Here is a 14,378-nt window from a genome sequence, read left to right as displayed (position 1 = left end):
GTCGTGTCAATCCCGAAGGGATTCTTGTCGCTGCGCAGCAGCTACCGGTTCTCGGTTTCTCAATTCTCGGATCTCGGTTTATTTAATTTTAATACACACGAAGCTTCTGCCAAATCTTGAGCAGTAGTTATTTTAGGGTTTTTCCCGCCACATTCAAGAATTTTTACTTTTTTGCCAACTCTGAGGAAAAGCTGAGAGTCATCGGTAGCGTTGGTTATTCCCTGTTCCAGTGCGTGAAGATGAGCTTCAAGAATTTCTGCGAAGAAGAAACTCTGAGGGGTTTTAGCGTGCCAGTAAAAAGATCTGTCCGGAACTTTCTCCACAAAACCATCTTTTACGATATATAGAGTTTCTTTTGCGGGTTCAGTTACAACAACACCAATTTCGGGTTCAACTGAAGCAATAATTTTAGGAATGCAATTTTTCTCGAAAAGCGGGCGTGCCGCATCATGAATCATCACAATGTCAGGTTTGACAGGCTCAAGAGCTTTAAGACCATTCAATACTGACAGCTGACGTGTTTCACCACCAGAAACTACTACGACATCATCCAATTCATAACAAGAAAGAATCTCTTTTGCTTTGTCAATCCAGTCTGGATTCATCACAAGAACTGTATGTGAAATAAAAGGAGACCCGTGGAAGATTTCCACGGATCTCACAAATATTTCCTTTCCTTCAAGCTTGATAAATTGTTTAGGAACATTCGCGCCAAAGCGTGTTCCCTTACCACCAGCAACTATGACGGCCGCTACCTTTATTCTCATTTCAACAAATGCACGAAGAGTCCACTTCTGAGTTTTGGTTCAAACCATGTGGATTTTGGTGGCATTATCATGCCCTTATCCGCCACCGTCATGAGCTCATCAATCGATGTTGGGAACATTGAAAAAGCTACTGCCCAACCTTCATTAACCCTCTTTTCAAGTGCGCCAAGTCCTCTAATTCCACCTATAAAATCAATTCTGGGATCTTTTCTGGGATTCTCAATGCCGAGTATCGGGTGCAACAGATTTTCCTGAAGTATGGAAGCATCCAGACTTTTCACAGGATCATTTTCATCGAAGCTACCGGGCTTAGCTCGCAAAACGTACCATTTGCCGTCAAGGTACATTCCAAATTCATGTTTTTTCTTGGGCTTGTACGGAGCCTCAGGTGCCTCTGAAACCTCGAACTTTTCACCAATCTTTTCAAGGAATTCCTCTTTGCTGAGCCCATTCAGATCTTTAACAACTCTGTTGTAATCAAGAACTTGAAGGTGACTGTGAGGAAATATAACGGAAAGGAAGAAATTGTATTCTTCCGTACCCGTATGAGCTGGGTTTTCTGATTTCATCATTTCCCTGACGCGGGAAGCAGATGCCGCTCTGTGATGACCATCAGCTATATAGAGAGCGGGAATCTCTTCAAAAGCTTTCTCTACTTTTTCTATGTCTTCTTTTTCTTTTACAGGATACACTCTGTGAATTACACCATTTTCATCAGTAAAGTCATAAATTGGGGTTAGCTTTTCGACGAGCTCTTTAAGAAGGTTGTCAAATTTCCCGGTAGAGCGGAAAGTTAAGAACACAGGACCGGTATTCGCTCCAACCGTATAAACATGGTTGGCTCTATCATCTTCCTTGTCCTGTCTTGTGAGTTCATGCTTTTTGATGAGACCTTTCTGGTATTCGTCAACCGATGCACATCCAACAACACCTATCTGAACGTGGTCTCCCATCTTTTGCCAATAAATGTAGTACCGCGGTTCGTCATCTTGAACGAGAATTCCTTTTTCAATGAATTCTCTCAGGTTATCACGCGCTTTTTCATAAACAGGTTTTCCGTAATGAGGTGTTCCCTCTGGAAGATCGATCTCCGCACGGATGATGTGCATGAAACTTTCCGGAGTCTTTCCATATTCCTTTGCCTCTTCATAACTAACCACGTCGTAGGGAGGACAGTTCACTTTTTCAACGAGCTCGGCTTTTGGTCTTACTGCTCTAAATGGACGTACTACTGACAAGATTATCCCTCCTTCGAACTACTTAGCTGTTTTATATAGAGATGTTCTTACCGTATTTATTGAAGTAGTCTTCCTGTTTTTCAAACATTATTTTTGCCTCTTCTTCATCTCCTTCATGATCGTAACCAAGTATATGCAAAACCCCGTGTATAAGCATAAGTGAAAGCTCTTCCTGAAAGGTGTTCCCGAACTCTTTTGCCTGCTTCTCTATCGTTTCCAGAGAAATCACTATATCTCCTACCGCTTCTGGATCATCCAGTCCGTATTCGAAGGAAAGAACATCCGTTGGACCCTTTTTATGCCTGTAAGTTTCGTTGTAATAAGTCATCTCTTCATCAGTTGTGAGCAATACATTCAAAGTTGAATCTGGTAATTCGTCCAATTCACTTTCCAATATTTTCACGATCAATTCTTTTAATCTGTCTGTATCAACTTCCTTGCTTGTAGCATTATTTATGATTATTTTCATTGATTCTTACCACCTTTTCAACCTTCTCTTTTGGATATTCTATCCTTGCCTGACTCATACTTATGAGGACTCGAGTAAAAGCTTCTATGATCTTTTCAAGATCTTCGAGATTCAAACCGCTCTTGTCGAGCTGTCGTTCATTGTATATCCCGTTAACAACCTCTTCTACCAGTTCCTGAATCTTTCCGGGCGTCGGATCTTTCAAACTCTTAAAAGCGGCTTCCACAGAGTCTGCAAGCATTATTATTCCCGACTCTTTGAACCTCGGTTTGGGACCAGGATATCTAAAGGAATCGGGATTATCCTCACCAGAGGTTTTCGCCTTGTGATAGAAATATTTCTTAATCCGCGTACCGTGATGTTCCCTAATGACATCTTCGACTAGTATTGGAAGCCTGTACTTTTTCGCCAATTCGACGCCTAATTTTACATGCTCGTTAATTACAAGGTTTGACATAGAAGGGCTAAGGCTTTCATGGGGATTCAATCCACGCTGGTTTTCGGTGAAATATTGAGGTCTTTTAGATTTCCCTATATCGTGAAAGTACGCCGCAACCCTTGCAAGTATAGGATTCGCACCTATCTCTTCTGCCGCGATTTCAGCGAGGTTCGCGATTGAAACGCTGTGTTGATACGTTCCCGGCGCGCTTAAAGACAGGCTCTTCAAAAGGGGGTGGGATAGATTCCCCAGCTCCAGAAGACCTATATTCGAGTATATTCTGCTTGCGTATTCTATATACGGTAGTATCCCGATTACTATTATTGCTGAAAAAACAGGGTTGAAGAAAGAGATCACGAGCTGCAGCAAACTCAATTTGACCTCAAAAAACGAACGTGCAAAGAGGATCAAAGCGAAGATAATACCAGTTTCGAATCCAGCCCGGGCAATATTTATCCTTCTCAGTATATTTCTGGTCGTCAATGTGCTGATGAGAGCAATCGTGGAAAAGATTACGAAACTCTCAATGGTTCCAATAGAAAAAGCAGAAAGGTAAGCCATAAACAAACCCGTCGCAATTCCCACCTCATAGCCAACTAAAATCGTAACGGTGGCCGTCCCAAGAAAGATAGGGGTTATTACCAGCGAGAATTCCGAGGGCACGACTACTGAAATAAAGGAATTTACGAAAACACCTATACTCACAATCATGAAAACAGTATAGCGATAACTTCTATGAAGTCTGAAAAAATGATTGGATTCAAATGACCCCTCGACAAGTATGTACCAGAAAACGATGGCACCAATGAAAAAAGTAAATTTGTTATCCGGTAAAGAGAAAAAAGAAACCCTGCTGAGCAAAGCGATCATTACCGGAAGTAACAGAAGATTCGTTACTCTATCCAGCGAAAGGCTTTTTCGTAATCTACGTAAAAAACCCACGGAGTTTTCAGCGATCATTTTCCTTTGCCTCTCTTTCATAGACATCGTAAGCTCTTATGATCTCTTTCACAATTGGATTTCTAACAACATCATGCTCCGTAAGGTAAACGAAGTCAACACTCTGAATTCCCTTCAAAATCTTTTGAATGATAACAAGACCTGAATCTCCACTGCTTTCTAAGTCTATCTGCGTTATATCACCGGTAACGACCACCCTTGAATTGAACCCTATTCTGGTTAAGAACATTTTCATCTGCTGATACGTTGTATTCTGAGCCTCATCAAGTATTATGAAAGAATTGTTCAAAGTTCTACCACGCATGTAGGCGAGGGGCACGACTTCAACAATTCCCTGCTCTTTGTAATAGCTCAACCTATCAACGGGTAAAATATCTATAAGTGAATCGTAGAGCGGTCTGAGATAGGGATCCACTTTTTCCATAAGCGTTCCGGGCAGGAACCCTAACCTCTCCCCTGCCTCTACCGCAGGTCGGGTCAAAATTATTCTCTGGACCTTTCCCGATCTCAAAAAATCAACAGCCATCGCCACAGCAAGATAAGTTTTTCCTGTTCCCGCGGGCCCTATGGCAAAAACAACTTCATTTTTTCTCATGGAATCAAGATAATGTTTTTGACCAACGGTCTTTGCTTTTACCCGACTTGCCACCAACGTGGAATTCTTAACCTCACGATAGTATCCTTTAAACTCTGATGAACCTTTTCCGTGAATCTGATGTTGCTCAACCATGTACTCAAACTCTCTCCAATCTATCAAATGACCGTCACGGTTCATTTCTATCAATTCATTTACTATTTCTTCCACCATATCCAGGTTTTCTGCATCCTCGCCTTTGATCCAAACTTCATTACCTATTATGGATAACTTTACCTTGAACCTATCCTGAAGATACTTGGCTTTTCTGTCGTACTCCCCAAAAAGCTCTCTAATCTCAACATCGTGAGGAATCGTTATTTTTCTTACTGGCAACTAATCGCCTCCTTATGGATTTGATACATTGAAATTATACAGCATTCTCCTGTTATGTACAGTTTCCGAACAGCATTGACTGTATTGGCGTACGAAAATCGAACGATTATGTGCTAAATTCCTCTGGCACCCCATTGCAACATACCTTGTGGAGGTGATAGAAAATGAAAATCGGTATTGTGACTGATAGCACTTGCGGGCTTGAAAAAGATATATTAAAAAAACTCAAAGTAAGAGTTGTATCCCTTTACATACAAAAAGGGGGAGAATATTACAAAGCAACTGAGATCGATAAGAAAACATACTACGAAGAACTGGAAAATGCTAAAATTCTGCCAATGACCTCTCAACCCAGTCCACAAGATTTTTATGAGGTTTTCAGAGAGTTATCAACGGAATACGATGCGCTTATCGTACCTGTGATTTCAGCAAAGCTCAGCGGAACCTTTGATTCAGCTTCCATCGCGGCTTCTATGCTGGATATAAATATACGCATCGTCGATTCAAAACTGACAAATTACGCGCTGGGTTTCCTCGTAATGAATTTGAAGTCAATGATAGACCAGGGAAAAAGTCTCGATGAGCTCGTTAAGTATGCCGAAGAATTCCATAAAAATATAAGATTGTATCTCTCCGTGGGTTCTCTAAATTACCAGTACAAAGGTGGCCGAATAGGAAAAGCAAAGACTCTGATGGGAAACATATTGAACGTAAAACCGGTCATTGCAGTAGAAAATGGGGAACTCGTTCCAGTTGGTAGCGTCCGTGGAAACAAACGCTTACTTGCTGAATTGATTAAAAGAGCCACCACTCCTATGGCAGGAAAAGAAATCAAGCGAATCGCTATTCTACATGTAAATAGAGAAGATGACGCAAAATACTTGGAAGAAATATTAGCGGAAAGATTCAAAGGAGCCGAGATTTTCATAACCGAACCAGAGCCCGTTGTCGTAACACACCTTGGACCCTCTGCAATCGCGCTTATTACAGAATGGAGGGAGAAGGAAAGATATTAAGAATCGAGATCCGAGAATCCGAGAGGGCCGCTGTGCGACTGGTGAGCACGCTTCGCGTGGGTGAGCCCAGCTGCGCTGGGGGTAAGCCTGACTACGTCAGGGGTGAGCACTCCTTCGGAGTGGGGAAATAATAGGTGCTTGCAGACGCTGTGTCCGGCTTCGCCCTTTATAAACAGAACCCGTCATCCTGAACACCCCTAACCCGTCATCCTGAACTTGATTCAGGATCTCGCACTTGGGAAAACAAGATTCTGGATAGAACATTTCCAGAATGACGGTGAGCGGAGAAGATTCTGGATTAAACATTTCCAGAATGACAGTGGGGGTTAAGATCTGGATTAAACATTTCCAGAATGACAGTTATCCGTTGTCTTCTAAAGAATGACAGCGTCGCAAGCCTCAGCCTCGCAAGCGTCGCTCCATCAGCTGACAGCCTTTGCAAGCGTCCTGCTTTTCAACCACGAAGTGGTTCGGAACAACTCCGCAGGAGTTCGTGTCACCGGCGCAGCCGGTCGTAGCAATCCCGAAGGGATTCGGAGCGCTGCGTAGCAGCCTTCTCGGTTTCTCGACTCTCGGATTTTACCCTCTCAAATAATAAACGTCAGCATTATCGCGAAGAATATGAGATAAATCAGTAAAGCATTGTCAAGCCTTTCGAAGGTTTTGGGTAAAGGTCTGAAGGATTTTCTTACCATGAAATACAACGGAATTCCAGCTGCGATCATCACTAAGGCATCTAAAACATAATGTGAGTCAAATTCTATTATCCCATGAGCAAATATCGTGAAAATCATGATGGCATAAGCGAGCATAACATTCCATGGCAGTTGAGTTCTTTCTTTTGATGTGCGTATAAAGACAAATTTAGCGAAGCTGATTACCGTTCCAACAGAAGCTATCACCAGGAGATATTTTGCCGGCCCCACGATGGAATCCATTATGCCGTTCTTGGTGACGAAACCGGATGTTAAGGGTGCACCAGCGATTGCCGCTGATCCCACGAGAAGGGGGATATATTCCCTCAGGCGTACCTTCCCGTTCCATTCTTTTATATTCTGTGTACCAAGCCTCTCATAGATGTTTCCTGCTGTCATGAAAAGAAGTCCCTTAAAAACAGCGTGACTGAAAGCATGCCATGCCGCGGCGATGTTGCTCGCTGCAATTATGAAACCGATCTGCGAAAATGTATGGTAAGCCAGAATATTCTTCGCCTTCCTGGCATTCATCGCAAAGATCACACCAGCAACGGCACTGGCGGATCCCACTATGAGGTAAACTCCCCTGAGCCATTCAAAGGAACTGTATTGGAGAAAACGTATTACAAGGTAATCCTCTATTTTGACCATTAATCCGGAAAGTATGGGAGAAATCTCAGTTATGGCGTTGGCATGCGCATCCGGAAGCCACATTGAAAGCAAGAACAAACCCGATTTTACGGAAAGGCCCACAAATATAAGCATAGCGGGTAGTTTATCCATGTTATCCATAGCGGAAAAAGAGAAGGTCCCGTTTCGCATGTAAACGAGCCCTATTCCGATGAGGTAGAAATTAAAGCCAAGGGCTGATATTAACATATATTTCAACGAAGCCCAGATCTGTTTTCCTTTCCTACCATAAGCTATCAATATGAAACTTATTATCGACGCAAGTTCAAAGGTAACATATACATTGAAAAGATCCCGCGTTATAAAAACCGCGTTCAATGAGCCCAAAAGCAAGGTTATGAGAGCATAAAAAATTCCATCATAATCCTTGTGAAGGGAATTCAAAGTTACAGCAAAAAGAACTACCACTACAGCAAGAAGGAAAGGCAAAGCTATTTCATCGTATCCTATGGATATACCTAACGTTCCCCAATTTCCTATCACTGTCTCGTAACTGTTACCGATATTGAGGATCAGTATTAATGCTGAAGATATCAAGGATACGAACGTCAAGGTTATGGTTATTTTTCTATAACGATTAAGTATAAGCGATAGGCCACCGAGAAAAAGCGGAATAAGGCTTATGTAAAGTATCATTTCTCCTCTCCTTCGAGAATCTTTTCTATCAGATTTACATCAACGGTATGATACCTGTTGTGAAGCATTATGGTGAAAACGAGCAATAAACTCAAAATTGTAAAACCTATAACTATGCTGGTTATTACCACTGCCTGAGGTACAGGATCAGCATACCGCAACCTCTCGATAGGCAAATAGGGGATTATCGGCGCACTGGTACCGCTTTTCGAAGATATCGCTGTATAGAAAAGCGTGACGGAGGTTTCTACGATACCAAGAGCCAGTATCTTTTTTATCAAATTGGGCGTCAAAAGCATGCCCAATGTTCCCAGAAAGGCTCCGATCAACGAGGTGTATATGGCTACCTCACTTATCATAATGTCCCCCTTCTCACGACAAATTCACTCGTCATTTTCCAGGAACCCGCATAGACTTTGATCCCAACCAAAAGATTTACCAGCGGAATTACCCCTCCGCTGAGAATGCCACCATAGCTCTGTTTCTCATTTATAGCAAGGATAAAATCGGGGAAAGTGACGCACATTGTCATAATAGAAAGGGTGATTATCAACGCAAGGTTTTCTATGATCTTCACACGCATATTCTCATAGTGAGATAACGCCCTTATAAAGTTCGAGGAAACTCCATAAAGCACTATGCTGCTGGCGAGTATTACTCCACCTGCGAAACCTCCTCCAGGCGACAGATGCCCATTAAGAACCACATAAAGGAAGACTGTGATGGAAATGGCAACAATACCTGAGCTATATACCTCGGCCGTTCCAAAAACCGTTTGTTCGGATATTTCGCTCTTGGGTTCAGATTTCAGCATACTCGTAACACCAACAACAGCAACCGAAAAAACAAGCACTTCAAAAAGGGTATCGTAAACCCTCGATTGAAGATAAACAGAGGTAACCGTATTTGGGATTCTTACTTTCTCCACGAGGGTTTCTATTTTCCCTTCAACCGCTTCAGCAGCCTTTGTGGCTGAAAAATCAATCTGAAAAATAAACAGAGTAAAAATATAAACCACAAGAATGACCGCAGCAATTTTTTTCAGATTCATAGATACCTCTCCACTATCCTTTTGAGCTCCCCTGTTGCTTCAAGCTCCTTCAGATCAGATATCACAAAGTTCTTCAAATCTTCAGCCGTCTCAGCCAGCAGAAAGACATAATGCGTTTTTCGTGTAGGAACAGCCTCAACCTTCTCCTCAGTAGTTCTTAGAGATTTGAGGTGAAGGTAATCTACCTCCTTATCTCCAAGTTTGAAGAATATGGTTTTAAGATAGGGAATTTTCACAAAAAACCACGCATCTTCCACGCTTTCATCTGTCAAACCGCCACAAACTATATCAACCGTTCCCGCTTTTAGAGCTTCAAGTGCCTTTTGAACATTCTCAAACTCAAAGGGTTCTATATGATACCCTTCAAGCCCCTGTATTCTGGAGATAATTTCCCATTCCAGTCCGTCGAGGTCTTCATTACGCTTGTAGATCATGTACGGAGTGGAAATGTAACCCACCCTGACCCTTCGCTGTTTTCGGATTGCCATGATATAAACAAGGATAACAAGAGTAACACCGACTGTAAATTGGGTTAACGCAACATCAGGAGCTCCGAGTAAAAGCATCATCACAGAAGAAAAGAAACCGAGAATCCCGTACCATATAACTGCTTTGAAGTTTGTTTTCGCGCCAACAATAGCCAACGCTGCCAGAAGGTAAAGCGATGAGAAAATTAGTACGGCAAAGAGCATTCTATCTCCTCCGGGAACTTAAAAAAGCCCTGCTGATAACATGAGAAACTACCGGACCGGAAACAACAAGTATTCCTATCAACACCAGCATTTCAAGAAATGATATAAGCCCGAAAAAGAAAGCCGAAAGAGCTAATAAGCTAAGTCCAACCGTGTCAGAAGCCCCAAGAAAATGCAATGCCTGAACTATGCCATGAGCAAATATGGCTCTTAAAGTACCAATTAAAACAAGGAAACATCCACTGAAGAAAAAGAGAAATGCAAGTATTCTCATTTGCTGTTCCTCACTCCCAAAAAGTACGCGGCTATTATCGTTCCACCAGCATTTAAGAAAAGAAAAATAAGGATTATCTCAGACAGATATCTGATTTCAAACAAAAGCCCCAAAAAAAGGAGCAGCACAAGTACTTTCACGGTTATCGACGAATAAGCAACGAGAAGCTTCCAGGGATTTCTGTCTCTGGAATATAGGAAAAGGATCAAAACAGAAAAAACTGTAACGCCAAGCGCCGTATAGGTTATCATTTTTCTTTCACCCCATGGATGATAAGTTTGTTCCTGTCTTTGTGCACAACCAATTCTTCAGGTGTTAGTGTTATAGAGACAATTTTTCCGAATTCATCTATCCTGTTATCCGGTGAGACTGTTTCTGTAATTGAAAAAAGCTGTCGGGTTAAAAGCAATCTGAAAGCCTGAAAAACCGCCACCGGATATTTGAAAACCAACTTTGTTAGCACCTTGAAACCGTTTCCCTTCGGGATGACTTTTCGACCAACAAGCCAGGAAATGCTTGCGGAAAGAAGGGCAAAAAATAGATTGTCTGAACTAAGCGAAGGCTCTAGCATCATCCAGATCAAAAAGGAAAGGGAAAAAATCATATTCTCCTCCTCAACGGTTTAGCCCTAAAAGGTTCCTTGCTCTCAAAATGTTGCATCCAGCCAGTTAATCCATAGGCTTCAAGAATATCCAGGGCATTTTCATATTCCTCAACACTTATCCTACGGGATATCTCTGGATACTCCTTTGCTTTATATACCGGTCTGTATTGGGACATAAGGGATATTGGAACGGAAAGCGAAAGTTCGAAAGCAACAAATTCTGCCATTTCTCCTGTACCCGCTATCCCATTTGGCAACACAAGATGCCTGATAATGACTCCGCGCTTCATTCCGTCAACTTCCTTGAAAGCCCCAACCTGTCTGAACATTTCTTTAACAGCCCTTTTAGTGACGCTCCAATAATCCGGAACTCTTGAATAAATTTTCCCTATCTCATCATCACAATAACGTATATCCGTCAAGTAAATATCGACTATTCCTTCAAGTAACCTGAGCGTTTCAACCTTCTCATAACCACTGGTATTATAAACAATCGGAAGCTTAAACCCTTTTTCAACGGCGTACTTTAAAGCTTTCAGTATTCCAGGCAGATTTGGCGTAGGAGTAACCAGATCAAGAGTTTCCGCCCCTTCCTTTTGAATCTCTAAAAACATCTCACCAAGTTCTTCAAAAGTAAAATCCTTACCAGTGTTGTTTTGACTGAATCCAAAATTCTGGCAATAGACACATCCCAACGAACAACCGCTGAAAAATACCGCTCCGGCTCCTCCTTCTCCTACCAGCGGTGGCTCCTCTCCAAAATGAAGCACAACACTGGAAACTCTCGGGTTTTTTTGCTGTTTACAGTAACCTGTAACTTCAGCATTTCTATTAACCCGACAGTTTTTCGGACAGAGCGTGCAGGCATCCAGTTCTTTTTCAACGGTTTCTATGAGCGAATCAAGATATCCGTTCTCAACCTTTTCTAAATACACCGGGTACTTCATCTAATCGCTTCACTCCTCAGGATATACCTCTATCTGTGCCCCTATCGTGGTAAATTTTTCTTTCAATTTTTCGTAGCCTCTAAATATATGCGCTGCATTCTTTATCACTGTTTGACCTTCTGCTGAAAGAGCTGCAATAAGCATGCCGGCAGTCGCCCTTATATCGGGTGCATATATCTGGGCTCCACTCAGTTTTTCTACTCCTACTATATGAGCGACCCTGTTCATGACTTTTATATTTGCACTCATTCTGTTCATCTCATCTACATAACCAAACCTGTTTTCAAAAACCTTCTCTTCGATTATCGACTCTCCCGGAACTGTACAGAGTACAGCTGTGAGCATTGGCTGCAAATCCGTTGGAAAACCAGGATAAGGTGCCGTGGAAACACGAATTGGCTTTAGCTCGCCAGAAACAGAAACCTCTATACTATTTTTATCGCAAGTTATACTTACTCCAAGCTCATCCAGCACTTTCAGCAAGGCTTCGAGATGTTCCGGTATCACATTTGAGACTTTCACTCTGCCTCTGGTTGAAACACCTGCAAGTAAATAAGTTCCCGCTTCTATTCTGTCGGGTATAATGTGATACTCGATTCCATGAAGTTTCTCCACACCCTCAATTTCTATTCTATCGGTTCCTGCACCTTTAATCTTCGCACCTGCTTTGTTGAGAAAATTCTGAAGGTCCTGTATTTCAGGTTCTCTGGCGACGTTTTCTATTATCGTCTTACTTTCTGACATGAGTGCCGCTACGGTCATTAACTGTTCCGTAGCACCAACACTCGGAAAAGGCAGTTTATAATAAAGTTCTTCCTTAAAACTCGAGGGTTTTTTCGCTATGACATCACCATGTTCCTCTTTTATCAAAAATCCTAAAGCCTTCAAACCTTCAATGTGAAAGTCCACTGGTCTTTGACCTATATTGCAGCCACCCGGCTTCCCAACTTTCGCCCATCCACATACCATTGTCAGCGGGCCAAGAACGTTGAAAGAAGCCCTCATCATCCTAACCAATTCGTAAGGGACATCTCCCATAAGAACATTCCCCGGTTCCACAACAACCCTATTATCCCTGAAAGACACCTTCTTCCCGATTCTTTGGAGAATGGTTAGCATTGTGAAAACATCTTTGAGTTCCGGTACATTGTCCAATACAACCGGTTCATCTATCATAACGGCAGCTGCCAGAATGGGAAGTGCCGCATTTTTTGAGCCGCTGATTGGTACTTCGCCGATTAATTTCCTGCCACCTTCTACGACAATTTCACTCAACTTAATTCCCTCCATTCAAAGCTGATAAGAACGATTAAAGCCACTATTCCATCCAATATCATTCTAACATGGAAAACTGAAAAGCTGCCCTATACCATGATTTTATAGTAAATAACTTTTCCGCAAATTCCTTAAAAAAAAACCGGATCAACGATCCGGCGGATAATGTGGGGGGTCTATCTTAAGGGGGATAGGGGGGTCGTACTTTCTATTTCATTCTAAATCCGAATTGTTAACTCCACATTTTTGTTAAGAATCACAACGTTTATCGGAAGTAAAACAACAATTAACAACGCATGCGGTCTACCATCGAAAATCTTCAACGATGCTTTCAAACTAAGGGCAACAGCGCTCTTCTCACAAAATCGAGCGCAAACATCGCCGCACGGTTTCTTATTTTATTCCTGTCTCCTCCCAGCTGAAGTTTTTTAACCGCTGTTTTACCGTTTACATAGAGACCGAGATAAACAAGGCCAACAGGCTTTTCAGGTGTACCACCGGTTGGTCCTGCTATTCCAGTAATTGAGAGCCCAATGTCTGTTCCGGCACTCTTCGCAATACCAGAAGCCATTTCAATAGCCGTTTCTTCACTGACAGCCCCGAATTTAGATAGAGTTTCTTTTTTCACGCCAAGTCTTTTGACTTTAGCCTCATTGCTGTATGCAATTATTCCCTCCATGAAAACCTTTGATACTCCCGCAACATTGACTATCTTCGATGCAACAAGCCCACCTGTGCATGATTCAGCCGTGGAGATAGTCAGTCCTGTTTTTCTTAAAAGATTTACCACAATCTCCTCCAGGCTTTCTTCACCCACACCATAGATGTATTCTCCAAGTTTTTCCCGGATTTGCTTTTCAATAGGGGCTATCATTCCCTCAGCCAGTTCTTTGTTATCTGCTCGAGCTGTTATTCTGAGAAGGACCTCACCTTCCTTAGCATAAGGAGCAATGGTCGGGTTGTCCTGATTTTCAATTATCTCCTTGATCTTCTCAACAACAAGACATTCACCCATTCCAAAGACTCGCAGGACCTTAGAATAGAGCACACAATTCTGGAGTTTCATAAGATATGGCATAACAGCCGTTTCAAACATCGGTTCCATTTCCTTAGGCGGTCCCGGGAGAATGATTAGTATTTTCCCGGAATCCTCGATAATACATCCAGGCGCGGTACCATAGAAATTATCGAGGACGATAGCACCTTCAGGAATATATGCCTGTTTCAGATTTCCCTCTGTTAAGTATTCCTCTCTACCTTTGAAATAATCCTTTATCGCCTGCAATGTGGGTTTATGCAAAACAAGTTTTTTTGAAAAAAACTTAGCCGCAGCTTCTTTCGTGAGATCATCTTGAGTAGGTCCGAGCCCACCTGTTGTTATTACAAGCTCACTGCGCTTAAAAGCTTCATCAAAAGCCTGAAGAATCCTATCCATATTGTCGCCCACTACCGTCTGCCTGTAAAGGAAAATACCCAGCTCTGCGAGTTTTTTTGAAAGATATTGCGCATTTGTGTTAAGAATGTCTCCAAGTAAAAGCTCAGTACCTACTGAGATGATTTCAGCCTTCATATTTTCCCATCTCCTTTCATTTTCCGGCTATTGCTCCTTTTCTTTTACGATTTTAACTCATAGCTTTTGTTTTCTCATCCTCAAA

General features: G+C 42.2%; 16 protein-coding genes. 1 reads left to right on the top strand and 15 read right to left on the bottom strand.

Translation table 11 applies throughout. The features are described 5' to 3' along the window. Positions 1 to 59 precede the first annotated feature (59 nt). Genes ispD through KOLE_RS09010 form a run of 5 tightly spaced genes read right to left on the bottom strand, consistent with a single transcriptional unit; the run spans position 60 to position 4,843 of the window. Positions 60 to 767, bottom strand: coding sequence for a 2-C-methyl-D-erythritol 4-phosphate cytidylyltransferase (gene ispD, locus KOLE_RS09030; protein WP_015869114.1), 708 nt, complete (start codon positions 765 to 767; stop codon positions 60 to 62). Then, positions 764 to 2,005 carry a DUF1015 domain-containing protein gene (locus KOLE_RS09025; RefSeq protein WP_015869113.1) on the bottom strand — a complete coding sequence of 414 codons (1,242 nt, stop codon included), beginning with the start codon at positions 2,003 to 2,005 and terminating at the stop codon, positions 764 to 766. Before KOLE_RS09025 ends, ispD begins: the two co-directional genes overlap by 4 nt. Before the next feature lie 31 nt (positions 2,006 to 2,036). Further along, the gene (gene ybeY, locus KOLE_RS09020) at positions 2,037 to 2,474 is read right to left on the bottom strand and encodes an rRNA maturation RNase YbeY (RefSeq protein ID WP_015869112.1); all 438 of its coding nucleotides are present in this window, start codon (positions 2,472 to 2,474) and stop codon (positions 2,037 to 2,039) included. Next, the gene (locus KOLE_RS09015; RefSeq protein ID WP_015869111.1) at positions 2,455 to 3,873 is read right to left on the bottom strand and encodes an HDIG domain-containing metalloprotein; all 1,419 of its coding nucleotides are present in this window, start codon (positions 3,871 to 3,873) and stop codon (positions 2,455 to 2,457) included. The genes ybeY and KOLE_RS09015 overlap by 20 nt, the downstream gene beginning before the upstream one ends. Beyond that, positions 3,863 to 4,843 carry a PhoH family protein gene (locus tag KOLE_RS09010; RefSeq protein ID WP_015869110.1) on the bottom strand — a complete coding sequence of 327 codons (981 nt, stop codon included), beginning with the start codon at positions 4,841 to 4,843 and terminating at the stop codon, positions 3,863 to 3,865. The genes KOLE_RS09015 and KOLE_RS09010 overlap by 11 nt, the downstream gene beginning before the upstream one ends. A 164-nt stretch (positions 4,844 to 5,007) precedes the next feature. Between KOLE_RS09010 and KOLE_RS09005 the strand changes: the two genes are divergently transcribed. Beyond that, complete coding sequence (locus KOLE_RS09005; RefSeq protein WP_015869109.1) at positions 5,008 to 5,859, top strand: DegV family protein; 852 nt, start codon at positions 5,008 to 5,010, stop codon at positions 5,857 to 5,859. A gap of 587 nt (positions 5,860 to 6,446) precedes the next feature. On the opposite strand, the gene KOLE_RS09000 is transcribed toward KOLE_RS09005, so the two are convergent. The 10 genes from KOLE_RS09000 to KOLE_RS08955 form a co-directional block, all read right to left on the bottom strand. Continuing rightward, positions 6,447 to 7,880, bottom strand: a complete 1,434-nt coding sequence (locus KOLE_RS09000) for a proton-conducting transporter transmembrane domain-containing protein (RefSeq protein WP_015869108.1) — start codon at positions 7,878 to 7,880, stop codon at positions 6,447 to 6,449. Further along, a complete protein-coding gene (locus KOLE_RS08995) occupies positions 7,877 to 8,239 on the bottom strand; it encodes a Na+/H+ antiporter subunit C (RefSeq protein WP_015869107.1) in 363 nt (120 codons plus the stop codon). Before KOLE_RS08995 ends, KOLE_RS09000 begins: the two co-directional genes overlap by 4 nt. Continuing rightward, positions 8,236 to 8,931: an MnhB domain-containing protein gene (locus KOLE_RS08990; protein WP_015869106.1), complete on the bottom strand. Its 696-nt coding sequence runs from the start codon at positions 8,929 to 8,931 to the stop codon at positions 8,236 to 8,238. The genes KOLE_RS08995 and KOLE_RS08990 overlap by 4 nt, the downstream gene beginning before the upstream one ends. Beyond that, positions 8,928 to 9,623 carry a hydrogenase subunit MbhD domain-containing protein gene (locus KOLE_RS08985; RefSeq protein ID WP_015869105.1) on the bottom strand — a complete coding sequence of 232 codons (696 nt, stop codon included), beginning with the start codon at positions 9,621 to 9,623 and terminating at the stop codon, positions 8,928 to 8,930. Before KOLE_RS08985 ends, KOLE_RS08990 begins: the two co-directional genes overlap by 4 nt. Position 9,624: 1 nt before the next feature. Further along, on the bottom strand, positions 9,625 to 9,897 hold the full coding sequence (locus tag KOLE_RS08980) for a monovalent cation/H(+) antiporter subunit G (RefSeq protein WP_015869104.1): 273 nt from the start codon (positions 9,895 to 9,897) through the stop codon (positions 9,625 to 9,627). Continuing rightward, positions 9,894 to 10,148, bottom strand: coding sequence for a hypothetical protein (locus KOLE_RS08975; protein WP_015869103.1), 255 nt, complete (start codon positions 10,146 to 10,148; stop codon positions 9,894 to 9,896). Before KOLE_RS08975 ends, KOLE_RS08980 begins: the two co-directional genes overlap by 4 nt. After that, positions 10,145 to 10,501, bottom strand: a complete 357-nt coding sequence (locus KOLE_RS08970) for a hypothetical protein (RefSeq protein ID WP_015869102.1) — start codon at positions 10,499 to 10,501, stop codon at positions 10,145 to 10,147. Before KOLE_RS08970 ends, KOLE_RS08975 begins: the two co-directional genes overlap by 4 nt. Then, positions 10,498 to 11,448, bottom strand: coding sequence for a radical SAM protein (locus tag KOLE_RS08965; RefSeq protein WP_015869101.1), 951 nt, complete (start codon positions 11,446 to 11,448; stop codon positions 10,498 to 10,500). The genes KOLE_RS08970 and KOLE_RS08965 overlap by 4 nt, the downstream gene beginning before the upstream one ends. 9 nt (positions 11,449 to 11,457) lie before the next feature. Next, complete coding sequence (gene murA / locus KOLE_RS08960; protein WP_015869100.1) at positions 11,458 to 12,723, bottom strand: UDP-N-acetylglucosamine 1-carboxyvinyltransferase; 1,266 nt, start codon at positions 12,721 to 12,723, stop codon at positions 11,458 to 11,460. A gap of 331 nt (positions 12,724 to 13,054) precedes the next feature. After that, a complete protein-coding gene (locus KOLE_RS08955; RefSeq protein WP_015869099.1) occupies positions 13,055 to 14,293 on the bottom strand; it encodes a competence/damage-inducible protein A in 1,239 nt (412 codons plus the stop codon). Positions 14,294 to 14,378: the final 85 nt, after the last annotated feature.

It is taken from the genome of Kosmotoga olearia TBF 19.5.1 (assembly GCF_000023325.1).
In the GTDB taxonomy this organism is placed as follows: Bacteria; Thermotogota; Thermotogae; order Petrotogales; family Kosmotogaceae; genus Kosmotoga; species Kosmotoga olearia.
Note: the sequence above shows the minus strand (reverse complement) of the source record. Positions and strands in the feature narration are given on the sequence as shown.

What these genes read in the sequence shown, in the direction of transcription:
- KOLE_RS09000 (WP_015869108.1), bottom strand. Translation starts at nt 7,880, where the DNA reads ATGATACTTTACATAAGCCTTATTCCGCTTTTTCTCGGTGGCCTATCG.
- KOLE_RS08965 (WP_015869101.1), bottom strand. Translation starts at nt 11,448, where the DNA reads ATGAAGTACCCGGTGTATTTAGAAAAGGTTGAGAACGGATATCTTGAT.
- KOLE_RS08975 (WP_015869103.1), bottom strand. Translation starts at nt 10,148, where the DNA reads ATGATAACCTATACGGCGCTTGGCGTTACAGTTTTTTCTGTTTTGATC.
- KOLE_RS09005 (WP_015869109.1), top strand. Translation starts at nt 5,008, where the DNA reads ATGAAAATCGGTATTGTGACTGATAGCACTTGCGGGCTTGAAAAAGAT.
- KOLE_RS08995 (WP_015869107.1), bottom strand. Translation starts at nt 8,239, where the DNA reads ATGATAAGTGAGGTAGCCATATACACCTCGTTGATCGGAGCCTTTCTG.
- KOLE_RS08980 (WP_015869104.1), bottom strand. Translation starts at nt 9,897, where the DNA reads ATGAGAATACTTGCATTTCTCTTTTTCTTCAGTGGATGTTTCCTTGTT.
- KOLE_RS08970 (WP_015869102.1), bottom strand. Translation starts at nt 10,501, where the DNA reads ATGATTTTTTCCCTTTCCTTTTTGATCTGGATGATGCTAGAGCCTTCG.
- KOLE_RS08985 (WP_015869105.1), bottom strand. Translation starts at nt 9,623, where the DNA reads ATGCTCTTTGCCGTACTAATTTTCTCATCGCTTTACCTTCTGGCAGCG.
- ispD (WP_015869114.1), bottom strand. Translation starts at nt 767, where the DNA reads ATGAGAATAAAGGTAGCGGCCGTCATAGTTGCTGGTGGTAAGGGAACA.
- KOLE_RS08990 (WP_015869106.1), bottom strand. Translation starts at nt 8,931, where the DNA reads ATGAATCTGAAAAAAATTGCTGCGGTCATTCTTGTGGTTTATATTTTT.
- KOLE_RS09015 (WP_015869111.1), bottom strand. Translation starts at nt 3,873, where the DNA reads ATGATCGCTGAAAACTCCGTGGGTTTTTTACGTAGATTACGAAAAAGC.
- ybeY (WP_015869112.1), bottom strand. Translation starts at nt 2,474, where the DNA reads ATGAAAATAATCATAAATAATGCTACAAGCAAGGAAGTTGATACAGAC.
- KOLE_RS08955 (WP_015869099.1), bottom strand. Translation starts at nt 14,293, where the DNA reads ATGAAGGCTGAAATCATCTCAGTAGGTACTGAGCTTTTACTTGGAGAC.